This is a genomic window from Baaleninema simplex PCC 7105, assembly GCF_000332355.1.
GTDB lineage: Bacteria > Cyanobacteriota > Cyanobacteriia > Cyanobacteriales > Geitlerinemataceae > Baaleninema > Baaleninema simplex.
Map to the genome: position 1 here is coordinate 894,948 of NZ_KB235958.1, position 19,029 is coordinate 913,976.

Annotated in this window: 11 protein-coding genes; 4 read left to right on the forward strand and 7 right to left on the reverse strand. The window is 55.0% G+C overall.

Annotation, left to right across the window (positions count from 1 at the left end):
- Positions 1-141: 141 nt before the first annotated feature.
- The 5 genes from GEI7105_RS0105995 to GEI7105_RS29275 form a co-directional block, all read right to left on the reverse strand.
- A complete protein-coding gene (locus GEI7105_RS0105995) occupies positions 142-3,036 on the reverse strand; it encodes a WD40 domain-containing protein (RefSeq protein WP_017659569.1) in 2,895 nt (964 codons plus the stop codon).
- A 33-nt stretch (positions 3,037-3,069) separates the two neighbouring features.
- The gene (locus GEI7105_RS0106000) at positions 3,070-4,377 is read right to left on the reverse strand and encodes an RNA-guided endonuclease InsQ/TnpB family protein (protein ID WP_017659570.1); all 1,308 of its coding nucleotides are present in this window, start codon (positions 4,375-4,377) and stop codon (positions 3,070-3,072) included.
- Between the two features lie 223 nt (positions 4,378-4,600).
- On the reverse strand, positions 4,601-5,305 hold the full coding sequence (locus GEI7105_RS0106005) for a C39 family peptidase (RefSeq protein WP_017659571.1): 705 nt from the start codon (positions 5,303-5,305) through the stop codon (positions 4,601-4,603).
- A gap of 71 nt (positions 5,306-5,376) precedes the next feature.
- On the reverse strand, positions 5,377-7,104 hold the full coding sequence (locus GEI7105_RS0106010) for a C39 family peptidase (RefSeq protein WP_017659572.1): 1,728 nt from the start codon (positions 7,102-7,104) through the stop codon (positions 5,377-5,379).
- A gap of 324 nt (positions 7,105-7,428) precedes the next feature.
- Positions 7,429-9,606: a PDC sensor domain-containing protein gene (locus GEI7105_RS29275; RefSeq protein WP_158413170.1), complete on the reverse strand. Its 2,178-nt coding sequence runs from the start codon at positions 9,604-9,606 to the stop codon at positions 7,429-7,431.
- A gap of 15 nt (positions 9,607-9,621) precedes the next feature.
- On the opposite strand from GEI7105_RS29275, the gene GEI7105_RS40370 reads away from it, so the two are divergent.
- On the forward strand, positions 9,622-9,756 hold the full coding sequence (locus GEI7105_RS40370; protein ID WP_281166975.1) for a hypothetical protein: 135 nt from the start codon (positions 9,622-9,624) through the stop codon (positions 9,754-9,756).
- A 110-nt stretch (positions 9,757-9,866) separates the two neighbouring features.
- Here the strand turns inward: GEI7105_RS40370 and GEI7105_RS34475 are convergent, their stop codons facing one another.
- Positions 9,867-10,727 (reverse strand): DUF4231 domain-containing protein, encoded by an 861-nt coding sequence (locus GEI7105_RS34475; protein WP_017659576.1) that lies wholly within the window; start codon positions 10,725-10,727, stop codon positions 9,867-9,869.
- A gap of 2 nt (positions 10,728-10,729) precedes the next feature.
- On the opposite strand from GEI7105_RS34475, the gene GEI7105_RS38260 reads away from it, so the two are divergent.
- Complete coding sequence (locus tag GEI7105_RS38260) at positions 10,730-10,867, forward strand: hypothetical protein (RefSeq protein WP_158413171.1); 138 nt, start codon at positions 10,730-10,732, stop codon at positions 10,865-10,867.
- 90 nt (positions 10,868-10,957) lie between these two features.
- Here GEI7105_RS38260 and GEI7105_RS0106035 read toward each other — a convergent pair whose 3' ends face one another.
- Positions 10,958-11,704, reverse strand: coding sequence for a TRP family putative cation channel (locus tag GEI7105_RS0106035; protein ID WP_017659578.1), 747 nt, complete (start codon positions 11,702-11,704; stop codon positions 10,958-10,960).
- Between the two features lie 263 nt (positions 11,705-11,967).
- Between GEI7105_RS0106035 and GEI7105_RS0106040 the strand changes: the two genes are divergently transcribed.
- Entirely contained in the window at positions 11,968-13,260 is a 1,293-nt protein-coding gene (locus GEI7105_RS0106040) for an MFS transporter (RefSeq protein ID WP_017659579.1), read from the forward strand.
- A gap of 471 nt (positions 13,261-13,731) precedes the next feature.
- Positions 13,732-18,687: a PAS domain-containing protein gene (locus GEI7105_RS0106055; RefSeq protein WP_026097468.1), complete on the forward strand. Its 4,956-nt coding sequence runs from the start codon at positions 13,732-13,734 to the stop codon at positions 18,685-18,687.
- Positions 18,688-19,029: the final 342 nt, after the last annotated feature.

The following is a 19,029-nucleotide window of genomic DNA, read 5'->3' on the forward strand; positions in this document are numbered from 1 at the left end:
GATGTAAGGGAAAAACGACCGGACGAGGAGATGATGCGAACTCCCCCCATCTCCGTCACTCCAGAGACAAAAAAACGGGTTCTCACAGGAGAAACCCGGATGCCTCCGACTATTATCGCAAACGAGCTGACGGCAAGCCTCTTAAATCCCCATGCAAATCGCTTTTTGAGTTTCGCTCAACGTCGGATTCGTAGTCAGATAATCCGAAAGCCAATCGCACCCCTCCTCTAACAAGCGATCGATCGAGACGCCAGCCGACTCGTTCTCCATTTGCTCGAGAGATTCCACATCCCACAAAATAATCGTCTTATCGGCACTACCAGAGGCTAGCTTTTGCCCGTCGGGGCTGAAACTGACCGCACGGACCCAGTTATTGTGAGCGGCGAGAGTCTTCAGTAACGTCCCGTCCGTATCCCACAGGCGAACCGTATTGTCTTTTCCCGCCGAAGCAATAATTTGACTGTCTTGACTGAAGGTAACGTCCCAAACCCAATCCGTATGGTCTTCTAAAATCGCGTGAGGCGTCGTCTCGATCCGACCGTCGTTCCAATTCCACACGCGCGCCGTATTATCGCCCCCCGCCGTCACCAGAAACCGACCGTTCGGACTGAAATACAACGCGTTAATCCAAGCCTCGTGAGCTTGTAGTTCTCGAACTAACTCACCGTCGAGCGTCCAAACCTTGAGTTTGCCCTCGCCACCGACCGAAACGAAATAAGACCCATCTGGAGAAAAGCTCACGTCGGTCACTTCCGGTTCGTGAATCCCCTCGAGCGTTTGCAGCAACGTGCCATCGCCAATCTGCCAAAGCCGAACCGAACCGTCGGAACTGGCCGACGCCACCAATCGACCATCGGGGGAAATACTGAGGTTTTTGACCGTCGAGGTGTGACCGACAAAGCGACGAACGGGGACTGCGTTATCGAAGTTCAGAACCTCGTCCAAATTCCACAGTTGCAGGGAATTATCGTAACTGGCCGTAATCGTAAACTGACCGTCGGGGGTAAAGTTGACGTTTCGCAACCCCGCCTCGTACTCGATGCTACGCAACAATTGCGCCCCGTCTCGCTTCCAAATCTTTAAAGTATTATCAGTTCCCACCGACGCGATCAGGTTATCGGGACTGAAGCGCACGCCTTTGATACCAGAACGGTGTCCCTGTAGGATCTCGACCACCGCCCCTTCAACGCTTCGCAAGCGAACGGTCGTATCGTCACTTCCCGAAACGATGGTATTGCCGTCAGGGGCAAAGGACACGCTCCGTACGCTGGCATCGTGACCGACAAAGGTTTTCAACAAAATGCCGCTGACGCTCCAGAGTTTGACCGTGTTGTCGTCGCTCCCGGTGACTAAAGCTTTCCCGTTGGGAGAAAAGGACACGCTCCGTACCCAGTTCGTATGGGCCCGCAGTTGACGCAGGGCTTTCCCTTCTAAATTCCAGACGATCGCCGTATTGTCGGAACTCGCTGTCGCGATGGTATTGCCGTCGGGAGAAAAATCGACGTCCCACACTTTATCCCGATGTCCTTGAAACACCCGTTCGGGTTGAGGGGCGTTTTCCGTCACCTCTGCATCGTCGGCATCCGTTACCACTTCGATCGCCACCTCGGTTCCGCTGGCGTCCGCACCGGCCGCCGTTTCCTCCTCGGTTTCGGGATTGAGAACCGTCGCGATCGCCCACAATTTCACGTTAAGGTCGTGACTGGTGGTCGCAAAAGTTTTACTGTCGGGGCTGACATCGAGATCGTTGACTTCGCTGTCGTGGGCGGTAAACGTCGTTAACAACTCTCCCTCTGGCGTCCACAACCGCACGCGTCCGTCGTCGTCACCCGTGATGACGAGTTCGCCGTCGGGAGTCACGCGAATCGCCCGCACTCGCGCCCCGTGGTCGAGGGTTTGCAATAGCGAACCGTCTTCGACGTTCCACAGTTTTGCCGTTTCGTCTTTCGAGGCGGAGGCGACGATTTTACTGTCCGGGGAAAAGGCCACGCGGCGAACGTGGTCGTCGTGTCGGAACACGTGTAACGCTTCCCCGTTGCGTTTCCAAACCCGCACGGTGTCGTCGTCGCTGGCCGAGGCGAGGAGTTCGCCGTTAGGCGAAAAAACGACGCGGTTGATTTGGTCTTCGTGGCCGTCGAGGCGGTTGCGTTCTTGTACGTCGTAAACCGCTTGGCGGAGAACCTCCGTGGTGGTCGCGACGAGGTCGGGGGGAAAGTCGTAGTTGAGTTGGAGGTGTCGGGCGGCGTGAACGGCGTGTTGTAGGGCTTCGAGGCCGTCGTCGGTGAGCCGTCGGGCTTCTGAGAGGGCAGCGAGGGCGCGAACGCTCTGTTCTTGGGCGCGATTTCGTTCTCCCACCGCCACGGCGCGTTCTTTGACGGCGACGATCGCCAGGAGGCTGGTGGCGACCAATCCCACGGCAACCCCTCCGAGGATCGTTTTCTGACGTTTGCTTTGTTGTTGTTCGCTGGCGATGACGTATTGAGTTTGCAAGGGGGTCGGTTCGGGTTGTTTGTCCCCCCTTTGACTCAGCCACGCCGCAGCATTTTTGAGGTCGTTACCCCGGAGGGTGAAGCTAGCATCGCGGTCTTTGCTGTCCCATTCGATCGCTCGCTTGAGCAGTCGCGTGTGAGCGCGGACGTACTCGAGATCGGTGTCGATCGTCGAGAGGAGTTTGGGAAACGTGGCGTCGAAATCGTCAGTTTCGCGGAAGAAAATCCAGTTGAGTTTGGCCAGTTCCGGGTGAACCTCGTCGTAGGAGACTTCTTGGCAGACGATCGGAATCAGGCGTTTGTGGTGGGCGATCGCGTGTTCGACTTCCTCGCGGCAGACTTGGGAGGCGACGGAGTCGGGACTTAGGACGAAGACGAAATTATCGGCCGCTTCGATACCCCGATAGATTTCTTGTCGCCAGTCGGCGTTGAGGGGAATGTCTTCCCAATCGACCCAAATCTCCCGTTTGTGTTCGCAGAACGCTTGGTGCAGGCGCTGAACGAACGCTTTGTTTCGGCGACAGTAGGAAATAAAAACGTCTGTCATGGCTTCGCTCGATGCACGACTGAATGAGATAGGTTAGTTGACATCCTCACCGCCCTGGAAGGACGGTGATTCCCAAACCGTTCGGCTGACGCTCACGGCGAAGCCTCGCGATTTGGGTTCCTGCTTCCTTCCCTTACGGGTTTTTCGCAGTTGCTCTCCGGATCGAGATCCTTCAAGTCTTCGTTCTCTCGGATGCAAGCTCCGAGAGCTGCGAAGACTGCGTCTTACACTCGCTTCACAGGCTGTAACGGTGTGTCCCACCGCCAAGAGGTTTCGTGCGGCGTTGATGTCCCGGTCGTGAACCGTCCCACATTTCGGACAAGTCCACTCTCTGACATCCAACGCCATCGAATCCATTTTGTGTCCGCAACTCGAACACAATTTGCTACTCGGAAACCATTTATCTACCTTGACGAGAGTACGCCCGTACCACTGACATTTATAGTCCAGTTGGTTGACGAACTCTCCCCACGCACAATCAGAGATGTGTTTGGCGAGTTTGGGATTTCTCACCATCCCTTTAACCGACAAATCTTCCACCGCAATCGTTTGGTTTTCGCGAACGAGGCGGGTTGTCAGTTTGTGCAGGTAGTCGCTCCGAGCGTCTCGAATTTGTTCGTGAATCTTGGCAACCTTGCGACGCGCCTTCTCTCGATTCCGAGAACCCTTCATCTTGCGAGAGAGAGCTTTCTGGGCGCGTCTCAGGCGTCTGTAATGTTTCGTCAAATGACGAGGATTCTCCACTTTTTCGCCGTCGCTGGTGATGGCGAGATGGGCGATTCCTACATCGACGCCGATGCTTTTCTCGGACTGGGGAAGCGGCTTGATGGTATCGTCGTCTAACAAGATAGAGACGTGCCATCGTCCCGAGGGTTCGAGTCGCACCGTGACGGTCGAGGGTTCCGCGCCTTTGGGGAGTTGACGACTCCATCGGATGTTGAGGGGTTCTTGGCTTTTCGCTAAATACAGAGAACCATCTCGCCAACGAAACGCCGCTTTGGTAAATTCGGCGCTACCTCCATTCCGTTTCTTTTTAAAACGGGGATACTTGGCTCTTCCGGTGAAAAAGTGGGAATATCCCTTATCGAGGTGACGCAATCCTTGCTGGAGGGGAACCGCAGAGACTTCTGTGAGAAACTGCAACGCCTCTTCTTGCTTCCACTGCGTCAACATCTTTGAGGTTTCGCGATACCCCACCTTCTCCTGTCGCTCCTTCCAAGCTTGGGATCTCGCTGCCAACGCCTTGTTGTACACGAGCCGCACGCACCCGAGAGTCCGCCGCAAGAGGGACTCTTGCTCAGGAGTCGGATAGAAGCGATATCGGAATGCTCGAAGTGTCATTTGGGAGTTTAAACCCTCTCTGCCCATTTTACGGTCAAGCCGCCCTAGAAGGGCGGGGTTTTAAACCCAAAATTTTTGATAAGTTCAGAAGTTCGACGCGCGACGGCAGGCAAGTGAGAACTGGCGAGAGCGTTCTGCGGCCGTCGAGGGTCTGTCTGTGCGGGTAACTGGGCGATCGCGGGAAACCGGCCCGCACGTCACCCACCCCGGCGCTCTCACACCCCTACTTCGACACGTAATGAATCCAGAGATCGCCATCGCTGCCGCAGACATGGCTCATCATGCCGTAGGAATAGGTCAACCCTTCCCCAGTTCGATGGGTATCGTATCCCCATTCGTACCATTCCCCGTACGGATCGTTGACGATCCACCCTCGTTCGTTATAACCGCGAATCACGATAATGTGACCCGATCGCGTAAACCAACCGTGGGTAATAATCGGATTGCCAGAGGCCAACCATTCTTTGACTTCTCCCCATTTCGCATCGGGTTGAAAGTCGTCTTTGTACCCGTAAGCTCGCACCAGTTTCGCCAAATCGATGGGGGAGTGACGGGACAAACCATAATCCAAACAATACTGATATAGCTCGTCTTCGAGTTGTCGTCCCCCGTCGCCGATCGCCGGATGTCCTAAATAGGTCAAACACATAGCAACGCAGGTCACGTTGCAAGACCCGTGGGGATTGTTGACGTTATCGAGTTGGGACAAATAGGGAACGGGTAAATCGACCTGTTCGGCCAGACCCGGCTTGGCGGCTTGCACTTCCACCGGTTGGGGCGGCGTGCGCCAAATGGTGACGAAATCGGAGTCAGCATCGAGCAGCTCGGGATTGGTTTGCAACAATTCCCGTTCGAGATAAGCCAGCGCCTCGTCTTGGTGAGACAAACCTTCGTAGTATTTGGCAACGTTTACGAGTGAGATAGTCATCGCCCCATCGTCATCAAATAGACAGCACAGATTGGGTCGTACGCGTTTCGGTTCGTGCGCGTCGGCGATCGCTAACCGATCGCCTGTTGGAGATCTTGGACGACCGGCCAGAAGTGATCCCATCCGTTCAAACCGCCGTTGACGGCGCGTCGCACCCCTTGCCAGTCCCCTTCGAGGGCCCGTTGGTCTACCGATCGCTCCCAAAAATACTCCACGAGAATCTTCGAGGCCACGTCGGGATCGAGAGCCAGTTCGGGATTGTTTTCGAGATCGACGCCGAGTTTTTCGCCGTAGTGGTGATAGTTAGCACGGCCGGTAATTTGAATAAAACCCCGTCCGTGATACCGAACGCCATCGCCGGGATAGATGTTGCCGAGGTCTTCACGACCTTCGTACATCTGAGTAAAGTAATCGTTGCCGCCCCATTCGTTAATGGGTTGGAATCCGTTCGTTTCGACTGAGATCGTCGCCAGAGCTGCGATCAAGGTGGGTTTGTTGAGGATTCCTCGTTGTTCTAACCCTCGGATCAGCGGCGGCAGATACGTTTGCACGTCTTCGAGTTTCGCCCCCATCAGACGAGCCGCCACCTCGAAGGCGATCCACTGACTGACATCGTCGAGTCCCGGTACTTCTTTGGCTTCGATGAGTTTCTTGGCGAATTGGGGCGTGATTTGGTCGGTGGGTAAGTCAAAGGCTCGGGCAAAACGTTCGATCGCCGACTTGGTTTTCGGACCGTACAAGCCATCGGCTTTGTCGTGCAACACTTTGAGCGCCCGCAGTCGTACTTGAAGTTGTTTGATAAGAGCTTGAGATTTCGCCGCTTTCGTCCAAGATAAGGTTTTATGGTCTCGGAGAATATCTTGCAGCTTGAGTTGCGTCGTCTCCGAAGGGGTTGCGGTGGCGATCGAACTGTCCCGACTGCGGGTGACGCTTCCTTTGGGTAAGGGGGTCGCCTGTCCCGGTTTGCCATCGACGTAGTGAATCCACAGGTCGCCGTCGGGGCCGCACACGTCTCTCAGGTCGGCGTAGCTGTAGACGACGCCCGCACCGCTGGCATAGGTGTCGTAACCGCTGCGACTCCAATGACCGTAAGGATCGTTGACGATCCAACCGCGATCGTCGTAACCGATAATCGTGACGATGTGGCCGGAACTGGTAAACCAACCGTGGGTGATGCAGGGTTTACCTTGACGCAACCAGGCTTTTACGTCGTCCCATTTAGCGGCTTCTTGGAAATCGTCGCGGTAGCCGTACAGTTGTAGCAGTCGGGCTAGGTCGTGGGGAGAGTGGCGGGACAGTCCGCGATCGAGCATGAACTGATAGAGTTCGTCTTCGAGTTGCTGTCCGCTGCTGTTTTTCGTGGGATGTCCGAAGTACGCCATGCACATGGACACGCAGGTCACGTTACAGGAGCCGTAAGGATTGTTGGTGTTGTCGAGTTGGCTGAGAAACGGTACGTCGAGTTTGACCGAACCGTCGGGTCTCACATAACTCGGCGGCTCGGAGGTCGAAACGGCCGCCGTCGCTGCGGTGGGTTTGGCGTGGCTGACGCTGGCGGCGATCCCTTGGCTGAGGGTGGTCATTTGCTGGCCGAGTTGTGCTGGGGAGGCACTGTTGGCAGCCGCAACGGTTGTTTTTTTAGATTTCGAGGACTTGCGCCAGATGTTTAGAAATTCTGAGTTATCGGCGAGCAAATCGGGACGAACCGCCGCGATTTGTTCTTGTAATCGTTTGAGGGCTTTAATTTGATGGGGCAGGTCTTTATAATATTTGGCGACGTTGACGAGGGAAATGCTCATAGGCTTACCCCTGGCGAAACTGGATTCGATCGATACGTTCTAGCGTACTCGATTTCAACGGCAGTTGTAACGGCTCGAACGGTCAGCTTTACGTAACGTTTAACATTGGCAGAAACTTCGCGATTCCCGCTCCCGACGCGATCGATCTAGCCGAGTGCTTCAAGGAGGCGTTGAATGGGGGGATTTGTTTTTAGAGTGCGATTGGATGAGTCGCGATCGCCTGCAACCCAAATGTTTGTCCGAGCGGGGGGTCTGCATTATGAGGACGTTTCCCCAAAACTGACGAAAAAACACCTCGCGATGCGTCGGCGTCGTGGCCAGTTCTTAACAAAACACCAAAGCGGTAACGAGCAGTTGCAACGTCAACAACACCGGCCAGTACAACAGTTTGGGGATTAAGTTGTTGCGATAGCGCAGGAGAAAGGCATTCGATCGCTTGGCCACCAACAAACCATCGATGGCCACGAACAAAATCATCACGTACAAGACAAAGTAAAAATACTCAATGTAGAGAATTCCACCAGTCGCCAACGAACTTCTCAAATTAATTTGGTCGAGAATCAAAATGAACGTAAACGCGCCAGCAGCGGAAATCACCCCCGACGCGCTAAATCCGAGTTCGTCGTCTTCGATCTTAAAGCGAATAATGGTTTGCACGCCGAACAACAACACCGCCACCACGATCGTTCGCATCATTTTCGTGATAAACACGGTCAGGAAATCTCGACGCATCACGACATCGAAATACAGTTCGGGGAAGTTTTTCAGTTGCGTTTCGCCCTGGAACCCAAACCCCGTATTGTAACTGTTGAGCTTGTATTGAAAAAAGCTCTGCTCTAAGATCCACCCCGGCATCACGAAATTTTCCCCCATTTCGAGACCCGGTAAGGTGGTGGGGGACAAAATATCGTAAGCGGCCAAATCCGGCGTCAACACGACGTTTCCGGCGAAGTCCTGGTGCCAGATTCGCATCCAAACGTCTTTGCGATCGAACGGATACTTGGAGTAATCGAACGGCTGTCGCAATTTGGCTTCGATATACCAGCCAATGAGTTCGCCACCGTCAAATTCTTGGCGATAGCTTTCTCGAACGCTCGCTGACGTTGCCTCGGGTAACACGAACCCACGCGAAATCTCGTCGTGAACGCCGTCGAGATAACGCTGCCACACATAACCCGTCACGAAGACATCGTTAGCGTCGCTAAATTCCAACGACTGCAAAAATACCCCAGTCGGGACGAATACGGGGGGTGTATCTCCGGCAGCTTTAGCGCGTCGCGTTTGCTCGGTGAGAAATTTTTGTAAGCGAGCGGGATTGGCGATTTTGATGCCCATATCGTCGTCGAGGCTGGTCTGACTCATTTCCAAGCCCCAAATCGCACCGATTCCACCGGCCAAAAAGACGGACACCACGACGACTAAACCCCACAGACGATGAATACGATCGCCGTCGGGACGAATCGCCACCACCGAACCGAACACCAAACTCGCCACCACAAACAGCGTCAGCCAAATGAGTTTCCGGTCTAAACTCCTCGTATTCTGAAACACTTCGTCTCGAAACAAGACGACGGCTAACGACCACTCCGTCGAGGGAATCGGTTCGTAAACGACCCACGCCGACGCACGACCTTTCGGGGTCAGTTGTATCGCACCCCGTTCGCCGGACAGCATGGCCTCGGCCAGTTTCTCAAACTGAGGTGCGTTCCAGTGTTCGGACAGGTCGAAGATCGACCGTCGTTCTTTCACGACCGCATCGACGGGATGGTAAACGAACTTTCCCGATTGGGAGACGACGAACCCGTATCCCGTTTTCCCCAACGCCAAAGACTCCATTAAGGTTTTGAGTTGTTTGAAGTCGTAGTTGGCGTAAACGATACCGTTGGGGTCGGGCGTTGGAGGGCTTGTCTCGGGGGTCGCGAACGGAACGCTATATTCGGCCAGGAGTTGCTGGAGAACGCGTCCGAGATAGGGATCTGCCCACTGCGCCCCCCCGTTTAGGGGATCGTTGAACCAGGCGATATCGGGTTGGGTGTAGTCGTAAGTGTCTTCGACGTTGAAGCGTTGGAAGCGCTCTCGGTCGGGGCGATCGGGGTCGGGGACGCGCTTGTAGACGGGAGCGTACAGTCGCGTTTCGGCGTTGTAACCGTAGGGTGCGTAAGCGACGCCCACGCTGGAGAGGTTTTCGTTCTTTTCTAACTGCGTCTCGAGGCGATCGTCGAGGTCTTCTTGGCTCAGCCGACCGGTGTTCAGGTCTTCTGCTAACTCTTCGACGACGGTTTCGAGGGCTTTCAGTTGGCGATCGATTTGTTCGACCGCCCGTTGGGTTTCTGTAACGGCCCTTTCGGTGGCGGTCTCGATTTTGCGATCGCGTTCGCTCCAGTAGGACACGGCAGTCCCGATCGCACCCAAAATGCTGACCGTTCCGAGAATTCCCACCGTTCGCACCAGCCATCGGGTTCGGTGGGTCGCACGGGTTGGGGTTATTGGTTCTTCACCCACGATCGCTTCTCCTCAATGGTTAGACACACAGGAAGTTTTGACGGGAGAGTCGGCGATCGAGAACGGCCGCGCGATGGCGTCGCGATCGCCTTCTGTTGCCAGAGTTTCGACGGCATCGGTTCGGGAGCGATCGCACCTCTACGCAGTTAGATAAAACTGTTTAAGGTTAGATAAAATAACTAATTTAAGCAAGATTAGCTACTTTAGTTAGATTCGCTACCCTTGTTTTCGCCGCCTGTTGAGGGAGGGAGTACGAGGGACTATTCCCAACGAGACGTAATCGGAGCGCCGGGGGGTTTCGACTCGTCGATTTCGAGATTGTCGAGATCGCTGGTGTCCGGTTCCTCTAGCTGGCGCGGAGCGCGACGGGGCGGACTGGACGTAATCGGAGGTGCCGGGGGCAAATCCGTATCCGTCTCGGAGGCGAAGTCGTCACCATAGCGGGGAACGGTCGGTTCGGGAGGTGTCGTTGACAGCGATCGATCGAACTCCCGAGGACGAGGCGGCGGTGGCATCGGCGCACCCGGTATCGGTCTCGGAGTCGGCTGGTATTGAGAGCCGATCGTACTGGCCGTTTCGTAAATCTTTTCTTTCTCTTCCTCCGTTTGTTTGTTCTGCACCACCTCAGTAATCACAGAGACGTCTTCTTGAATCGCCTGTTCGATACGACCGGCAAAACTACGATAGGCGCTCTCGTGACTGTTCGCGTCCTTATACACGCCACTGAGTTGGAAAAACTGCCATCCTTCAGTTTTGAGAGTTTCGGCGGTTTTGCGATACTGCGTCCACTTGTCGCCGTAGTGGAAAAATTCTTCGACGGCGGCGGATATGGCCACCACTTGAGCTAAACCGAAAGTTCCCCAGAACACGATCGTTCTCACTCGACCTTGTTGGAAGTTCAAACTGACCAGCGCGGGAATGATGACGCCCCCGATAATCGTCACCAACCGCAGGCGATAGTATTGTTTCTGACATTGTCCGGCTTTCTTTTCGAGCCAAAGGAGTTGGTCGAGCCAGCGAGACTTGAGAAATTGTTTTTGCTGGTCGTTGAGGTCGAGTCCGTCGATTAACTCGCCGAACTGTTCTTTAAGATATGCGGTATAGGAGTTTTTTTTGGCCATTGTTGTCTTCTCGAACGATGGAAGCTCGCGACGTTCCCAATTTTAATCTCGAGCAGAACGATCTCGAGGGATGGCGTTTCGGGTCTGGAGGCAGTGTCAAATGGCTGGCAAACGGCGCTGAGGGGTCGCAACCCACATAGGTTTTACCCAGAACGGCGCGGCCGGCACGCTCAACAGCAGTATATGGGAATTTGTCGAGGGCGAACAGTGGGGCGATCGGGGGTGTTGCGTTACCCTGACGGCGCAGTTAACAGGTCGCTGACGACGGTTTGCAGGAAGTCGATGTCGTTGTCCAAATCCAAAACTTGCAAGCAGCCAGTGCGGATGAGGGGTTCGGCGCGATCGTCAGTGGGTTCGCCCCGCAGTCCGGCGGCCAGTTTGTCGGCGGTGCGTCCGCTTCCGGCTAAAACAACGGTGGTGCGACGCGCTTTGACGCTGTACGAAACGTCTTGCCAGGTGATTTCGCCGCCGTTGCTGACGAGGGTACACGCGGGGAAACCGTTGGCGATGTAGTCTGCCAGGTCTGCCAGCCAGGGACTTTCGGCACCCCAGTCCGTACCGGGAACGAGGACGAAGTGGCTGTGGTTGGGTTCGAGGGGGGCGGCGTCGTCGGAAATGGGGGGCGTTCCGTCGGGGAGAAGAACGGTTCCGATCGCACAGACGCCGATGAGGGGAAAAGTGCCGTCGATATGGGTGCGAGCTTGTCCCATTAGCTGCATGACGCCGCAATCGGTACCGCCGTCGAGGGCGATCGCGCTGACTTTTTCTAGGGTGGGAGCGAGAACGTCGTCGAACAAGGTTTTGAGGCGAGCGAAGGCGTCGGGTTCCATTTTGCTGGCACCGCCGACGAGAACCAGAACGGGACGAGACCGGGACAGTCCGAGGCGATCGAGACTCGTTTGAAAGTCGCTCTGAGACTCTAGATAGATGCCCGTGGCAGTATTCCCGTTGTGAAAGTGAAAAGAAGTCGGTTCCACGATTGAGAAACTAATAAAAACTCGTAATTCGGAAAATCTAGGCTTTTTTAGTGTAGCGGTCGCGATTTGGATTTGTCGTCTGCTCGATCGCTCCAGTTGGCAAAGTTGAGACCGGGAAACGTCCGATGCCTCGATCGATAGAGTTTTGTTAACATAAGTTCGTAAACGGTGCTGGTGTGCGCGGGTCTCGAAACAAATCGTGTTTGAGATGCTGACGGTATCGGCGATCGCATCGAAGGTTAGCTCATCGGAGATCGCGCGGTTTGAAAGTTTTTAACGCATTAACCCGATCGCAACGACGAAGTTTGTCCCTGCTCTTTGCGGCTGGGCTGTTTTTTTGGTCGAGCATGGCCTCACTGCTGCCGACGTTGCCCCTCTACGTCAAGCACGTGGGCGGAACGGAACAACAGATCGGATTCGTTATGGGATCGTTCGCCCTCGGTTTGGTGCTGTCGCGGCCGACCCTGGGCCGGTGGGCCGACTCCCACAGCCGAACGTTCGTGTTGCGGGTGGGAACGGTGGTCGTGGCGATCGCGCCGTTGGGCTATCTCCTCGTGTCGTCGATTCCGGGGTTGATGGCGCTGCGGACGTTCCACGGTATCAGTATCGCCGCCTTTACGACAGCATACAGTGCCTTGGTGGCCGATCTGTCGCCACCGCAACAACGGGGAGAACTCATCGGTTACATGACCTTGGTTACGCCCTTGGGGGTGGGACTCGGCCCGGCGTTGGGCGGCTTCGTCCAGGCGGATTTGGGCTATCCGGCGTTGTTTTTAACGACTTCGGCTCTCGGCGTCATCAGCGGACTCTGTGGCTGGCAACTGGCCGAACCCACGTCGTTCGAGGAAGATAGGGCGGCGCAACCGCCTTTCGAGACCTCGCGATCGCCCTCGGAGGCGACGCCCGAACCCAAGCCAGAAGCAAACTTTTGGCAGTTGTTAGCGAGTCCTCGGGTGCTGGTTCCGACGGTGGTGATGTCGGTTGTGGGCTTGATTTTCGGGACGCTGACGACGTTCGTTCCGTTGCATATCGAAGCCAGCGCGATCGCTCTCAATCCCGGTTGGTTCTACACGGCGACGGCGATCGCGAGTTTCAGTATGCGCCTGGTAGCCGGTCAAGCCTCCGATCGCTTCGGACGGGGACTGTTTATCAGTAGTGCTTTGGTGTGTTATGCCCTGTCGATGCTGACCCTATCCGTGGCAGACCGCAGCGAGTTATTTTTACTAGCGGGGTTCGTCGAAGGGATGGCCGCTGGGGTGTTGATTCCGACGACCATCGCCCTGATGACCGATCGCTCTGCGCCCCAAGAACGGGGACGGGTGTTTTCGCTGTGTGTGGGAGGCTTCGATTTGGGTATCGCCATCGCCGGGCCGCTGTTGGGATCGATCGCTCAGTATCTCAGCTACGGGGCGTTGTTCGCGATCGCGGCGGGGTTAGCGGTGTTTGCGTTGGTCGTGTTCGTAACCCGCAACAGTAAGGATTTCCCTCATTCGGTACGGTTTGCCCTAGGACGCGAACGAGATTTATACGCGATCGAAATGCCGAGTCCCCGTTAACTGCCCTCTGGCGCGATCGCATGGATAAAAAAACAGCCGACGGGTTCGATCCGCGTTTGTACGGGCGGATCTCGTTCGCGTGCGTGTCGAACCGCACCATACTCAGAGCGCACGCGATCGAACGTATCGCAGCCGCCCGCTCGATCGCGACATTTTCAAGATTGAAACTCACACCGCCAGATCGGACTGTCCTAACCCGAGCGCACGCCCTCGAACGTACTTCAGCTCGACATCGTATCGAGCGATCGTTTCTCCCAATTTTCGGCGAGTTCGATCGATTCGCTCTATTCTTCACACGATTTTTTAGAAACAATCCTTGAAATTACTTAGATGAAAATGCGGTATTTAAAAAAAATTTATTGCATATTTTTAAGTAGGTTCTTATCTGAATAAGAACTAAAAAATAGATTGTCAAAAAAATAAAAAACCGTATAAAATCAAAATAGCAACTCTGTAAATCTCCCAAAACGTGTGTCACGAGCCTTCGCCGACTTTTACCTCTTTTATCTATTAAATTGGATGCGAGAGTCCGATCGTACCTCCGTTGAAACGACAGTAGACTGTCTCACCAACGGGGTTGAAAGTGCATCGAATTTGGCGAAAATTCATCAAAACATCTTAGAAACTCAACTTCGCGACTGTTCCTCTCCTCAAGAGAGCTTAGATCTCGTCAGTCGAGCCGGACAGTTTTATCAACTCGTATTACAAGCTTGGGAACGCCGCATCGATCTCGACCGATCGCCGTTTTGGCAACAGCTCGTCGAGGGCTGTAACGAACTCATCTGTTTGAAAGATCTCGACGATCGCTTGCTCTACATCAACCCCAACCTCGAAACGTTGTTGGGCTACCCCCCCGAAGCCGGTCGAGACTGTTTGAGTCCAGACTCGATTCACCCCGACGATCGCGATCGCGTCACCCGCTATTTTGACGCGTGCGCCCGATCGTCCCCAAACAAACGATCTCTCGAGTACCGCTTGCGACACCGCGACGGTTCCTGGCGACACGTCGAATCCATCGCTCACGATTTACGAAACGACCCTCACATCGGGCGTATCGTCGTCTGTACCCGAGACCTTCACGATCGCAAACAAACCGAACTCGCCCTCGAAGAACAGGTTCGATTCAACACCCTCGTCGCTCGAATTTCAAACTCGTTTCTCAACCTGTCTCCCGACGCTGTCGATGGGGCGATCGCCACCGCCCTCGAACGCATCGCTCAGTTTTTCGGTCTCCAGATGGCCGGGTTGTTTCAGCTCGAGGACGACAGAACCCCGTCCGACGTTCGCCAACGCCAACACCTACAGCGAACCCATTCCTGGGTCGCCGAGGGACTCGAAGCCCAACGCGATCGCGTCTTTCCTCCCACCCTCGACGCAGAAGCCTTTGTCACCGGAACGCTCCAAAGCCCCGAACACTGTCCCCCAGACCGCCCGATCGCACGACCGATCTCGATTCCGCTACGCAACAGTAAAATTTTCGGCTGGTTGGCGTTCGCCAGCATCGACGCATCCGAAGACCGCTTACAGGATCGGAGCGATCGCCTGCAATTCGTCGGAGAAATCCTCTCGAGCCTGCTGCTGCGCTGTCGTAGCGAACGAAACCTGCAACGAGAGCGGGCGATGTTTCAAGAACTCGCCGACGGGATCGACGCCGTGATGTGGGTGTTCGACCTCAAACACCATCGTAACCTCTACGTCAATTCCACCAACTACCAACGCATTTGGGGGCGCTCGATCGCCGGTCTCTACGACGACGCGACGCAATTCTTCCAAACGATCCATCCCGACGATCGCCAACAGGTCGAATCCGCGTTGACTTCCGATCGCCTCTCAGAACTCAAAAAGATCGAATATCGCATCCTGCGACCGGACGGCGAAGTTCGCTGGATTTGCGCTCGCGGCTTCCCCGTGCGTCACGACAACGGCGAGATCGAGCGCGTTGTCGGAATCGCTGAAGACGTGACCGAACGCCGTCAGATCTGTACCGACCTCGAGGCCGTTCGCGAACGCTACCAACTGGCCGTCGAAGGAACCGGAGACGGACTCTGGGATTGGGATATTCCCCAAGATATCGCCCACGTGTCGCCGCGATATTGGGAGATTTACGGCGAACCCCGACAGGCGTTCCTCGAAAACGCCTATGCTTGGGTCTTCGATCGCGTCCATCCCGACGATCGCGATCGCTTCGCTCGAGCGGTTCGCGACTGTTGCGATCGCGAACTTCCCTATCACGTCGAATATCGCATCCAACATACCTCGGGTCGGTGGGTTTGGGTACAAAGTCGCGCTCAAGTCGTTCGCGACGAGAACGGGATTCCCATTCGCATGGTGGGATCGATAACGGATATCAGCGATCGCAAACGAGCCGAAACCGCCCTGCTCGACAGCGAAGCGCGACTGCAATTCCTCCTCGGCGTCAGTCCGGCGATCCTATACTGCTGCACTCCCCAAGACCCCTACGAAACACGATACATCAGCGAGAACGTGCGCTTTTATCTCGGGTACGACCCCGAGGAAATCCTCGGCGATCGCCACTTTCACGAGCGTCGCGTTCATCCCGACGATCGCGCCGAGGTGTTCGCCTGTCTCCCCAATCTGTTTCAACTCGATTTTCACGTCTGCGAATATCGCTTTCGTCACAAAGACGGAACCTATCGCTGGCTCTACGACCGAATGCGCTTAATTCGCGACGAGGACGGAAACCCCACTCAAATCGTTGGGAGTTTCATCGACATCACCGATCGCAAAGTCGCCGAACTGGCCTTGCAAAACAGCGAAGAAAAATTTCGCCAAATTGCCGAAAACAACCGCATCGTCCTGTTTGTCAAATCGGCGGACTCCTCGCAGATCGACTACGTCAACGCCGCTTACGAAACCCTTTGGGGACAGCCTCGCCAAGACTTATACGACGATCCCCAACAGTGGCTCGAGGCGGTAGTTCCCAGCGATCGCGCGAACGTCCTGCAAGTGATGAACGCCCACTTTACCCCAGATTCCCCCTCGAACGGAGAATATCGCATCCGACGACCGGACGGCCAACTGCGCTGGATTTATACCTGGACGTTTCCCATCCCCGATGCAGACGGGAAGTTATATCGAGTTGCGGGATTCGCCGAAGATATCACCGATCGCAAACGGATCGAAGCCAGTCTCGCCCGCAACAACGCCGAACTCGAAACCCGAGTACGCCTGCGAACCTTAGAACTCGAACGGTTTCAAGAACAGTTGCGCCAACAACAGCGAGATACTCAATCGCTGGTAGACAACTCCCCCGATGTCATCTGTCGTTTCGATCGCCAGTTGCGCCACGTGTTCGTCAACGCCACGCTGTTAGAGATTTCTGGGTGGCCGCTCGAACGGTTCCTCGGAAAAACGATCGAAGAACTCGGCTTTGCTCCCGAAAAGATGTCTTCCTTCGCCGAACACCTCCACCAAGTTCTCGAAACTGGTGAAAGCGTGGAGTTCGAGTGTAACTGGCCGACGAGGAACGGCTTGCGAGCCTACGAAACGCGATTGGTTCCCGAATTCGACGAGACGGGAACGCTGAGTACGATTTTGGAACTGTCGTGTGATATCACTGAAAAAAACGAAACCGAACAGGCGCTACGGGAGCGCGAACACAGCTTGCGCTTAGCCCTCGATATCGCCCACCTCGGCTTGTGGGAAGTGGATTTTCGCACGGGAAGCCTCGCCTGGTCTCAGCGAACTTGCGATATTTTCGGGACGACCCAGGACTGCGCCCCGACCACAGAGGCACAATTCTATCAGTGGGTTCACCCGGACGACTGCGATCGCGTGGGTCGAGCGGTCGAGCGTACCCTGCGGGAACACGTGGAATTCGACGAGCAAATGCGAATATTTCACGCCGATGGTACGTTGCGCTGGATTCACAGTCTCGGGCGATTCGTTCGCGACGACGATCGCGGCGATCGTCTGTTGGGAATTACGATGGATATCACCGCGCGGAAAACCGCTGAAATTGCCCTCCGTCAGAGCGAACGCCGTTTTCAATCGCTGGTGGCCAACGTTCCGGGAGCGATTTACCAGTACGTCGTCCGTCAACCTTTCTTGAACGCTGACGGTCGGTTGAACGACGAACTGACCTATTTATGTGACGACTATCGCACGCTGTTCGAGATCGATCCCGAGGCGGTGTTGCGCGATTCTAGCTTGTTTTGGTCTCTCATCCACCCCGACGATCTCGAAGGCTTCACCGCCTCGGTCTGGGAGTCGCTCGAAAACCTGACCCCCTGGCAGTTCGAGTATCGCATCGTCACGCCCACCGGTCGCCTGCGCTGGATTCATTCGATTTCGAGTCCTCAATTGCAGGATAACGGCGATGTGGTCTGGGACGGGATTTCCTTCGACATTAGCGATCGCAAACTCGCCCAACAAGCGCTCGAAGACAGTCGCCACTTTATCGAACGTATCGCCGATACCTCCCCGAACGTTCTCTATATTTTCGATCTCGAACAACGGCGCAACGTTTACGTCAACCACGCGATCGAACGCTATCTCGGCTATACTCCCAACGAAGTGCAAGCTTTGGGCGATCGCCTCCTCGAAGCCCTCATCCATCCCGACGACCTCGGGGCGTATTTCGATCGCCTCCAACAGATCGCGGCTACGCCGGACGCGAACGTATTCGATTTCGAGTATCGGTTACAGCATAAAAACGGCCTGTGGCGTTGGTTTCTCGCCCGAGAAACGCCGTTTCTGCGAGGTTCGGACTCTCGCGTCCGACAGATTATCGGTACCGCCCAGGACATTACCGAACGCAAGCTCGCCGAATCGCGCCTGCAAAACTCGCTGGCGGAGAAGGAGGTCTTGTTACGAGAAATTCACCACCGGGTCAAAAACAATCTCAACGTCGTCCACAGCTTGCTCAATATGCAGGCGCGGCGTGTCGAGGATCCCACGGTTCGCGAGGCGTTGCTCGACAGTCAACGTCGCCTGCAAGCGATGGCCTTGATTCACGAGAAACTCTATCGGTCGGAAAGTTTGGCACAGGTCGATTTTGCTGAGTACTTGCAACATCTCGTCACCACGCTATCGCAAGCTTCGACGCTAGACTCACAGAGGATTTCGGTGGAGATGGAAACCGAACCCATCGAACTCGACATCGACACGGCCGTTCCCTGCGGTTTAATTGTCAACGAACTGCTCGCCAACGCCTTCAAACACGCGTTTCCAGATGCGCGATCGGGCAGGGTTCGAGTCGAACTTCGTCGGGAGGAGGAACGGCTTTTGAGATTGACGGTTGAAGACGATGGAATCGGCTTACCGGACGACGCCCTGTCTCGGACGACGCGATCGCTCGGAATGCGTTTAGTTACCATTCTCGCCGATCAAATTGATGCTGCGCTCGAGATCGATTCCAACACGGGAACTCGCTTTCAGTTGCAGTTTCGAGTTCCCTCGCCGTAGCGTCTCACCCAGCGCGATCGCCGCTTTCAATTGTTCGGTTTCGGCAGTTTTTCCCAAATTTACTGTTTTTTGTCTCGCTAACTGTCCTATTTTTATGTCATGCTCGTTCCTCTCCACAAACCCGATCTGTAAAGATGCTACAGAGATCTCGAGAAAAAACGACAATCGATCGGCGATTGCCTCTAAAACACGATTATATAATTGATTGACAGTTTATTTTCTGTTTTTTGTCGAAAGTTGTCGCTTTTTAAGGTATGGTAAGATTGAGTGGCAAACCGAAAGTTTGAATTCATAAAACTTACCTAACAGTTTCATTTTTCATATCGAACGCGATCGGAGATG

Bases quoted from the DNA above. Each gene is read 5' to 3' on its own strand.
- GEI7105_RS0105995 (WP_017659569.1), bottom strand. From the start codon at position 3,036: ATGACAGACGTTTTTATTTCCTACTGTCGCCGAAACAAAGCGTTCGTT.
- GEI7105_RS0106000 (WP_017659570.1), bottom strand. From the start codon at position 4,377: ATGACACTTCGAGCATTCCGATATCGCTTCTATCCGACTCCTGAGCAA.
- GEI7105_RS0106005 (WP_017659571.1), bottom strand. From the start codon at position 5,305: ATGACTATCTCACTCGTAAACGTTGCCAAATACTACGAAGGTTTGTCT.
- GEI7105_RS0106010 (WP_017659572.1), bottom strand. From the start codon at position 7,104: ATGAGCATTTCCCTCGTCAACGTCGCCAAATATTATAAAGACCTGCCC.
- GEI7105_RS40370 (WP_281166975.1), top strand. From the start codon at position 9,622: ATGGTTAGACACACAGGAAGTTTTGACGGGAGAGTCGGCGATCGAGAA.
- GEI7105_RS34475 (WP_017659576.1), bottom strand. From the start codon at position 10,727: ATGGCCAAAAAAAACTCCTATACCGCATATCTTAAAGAACAGTTCGGC.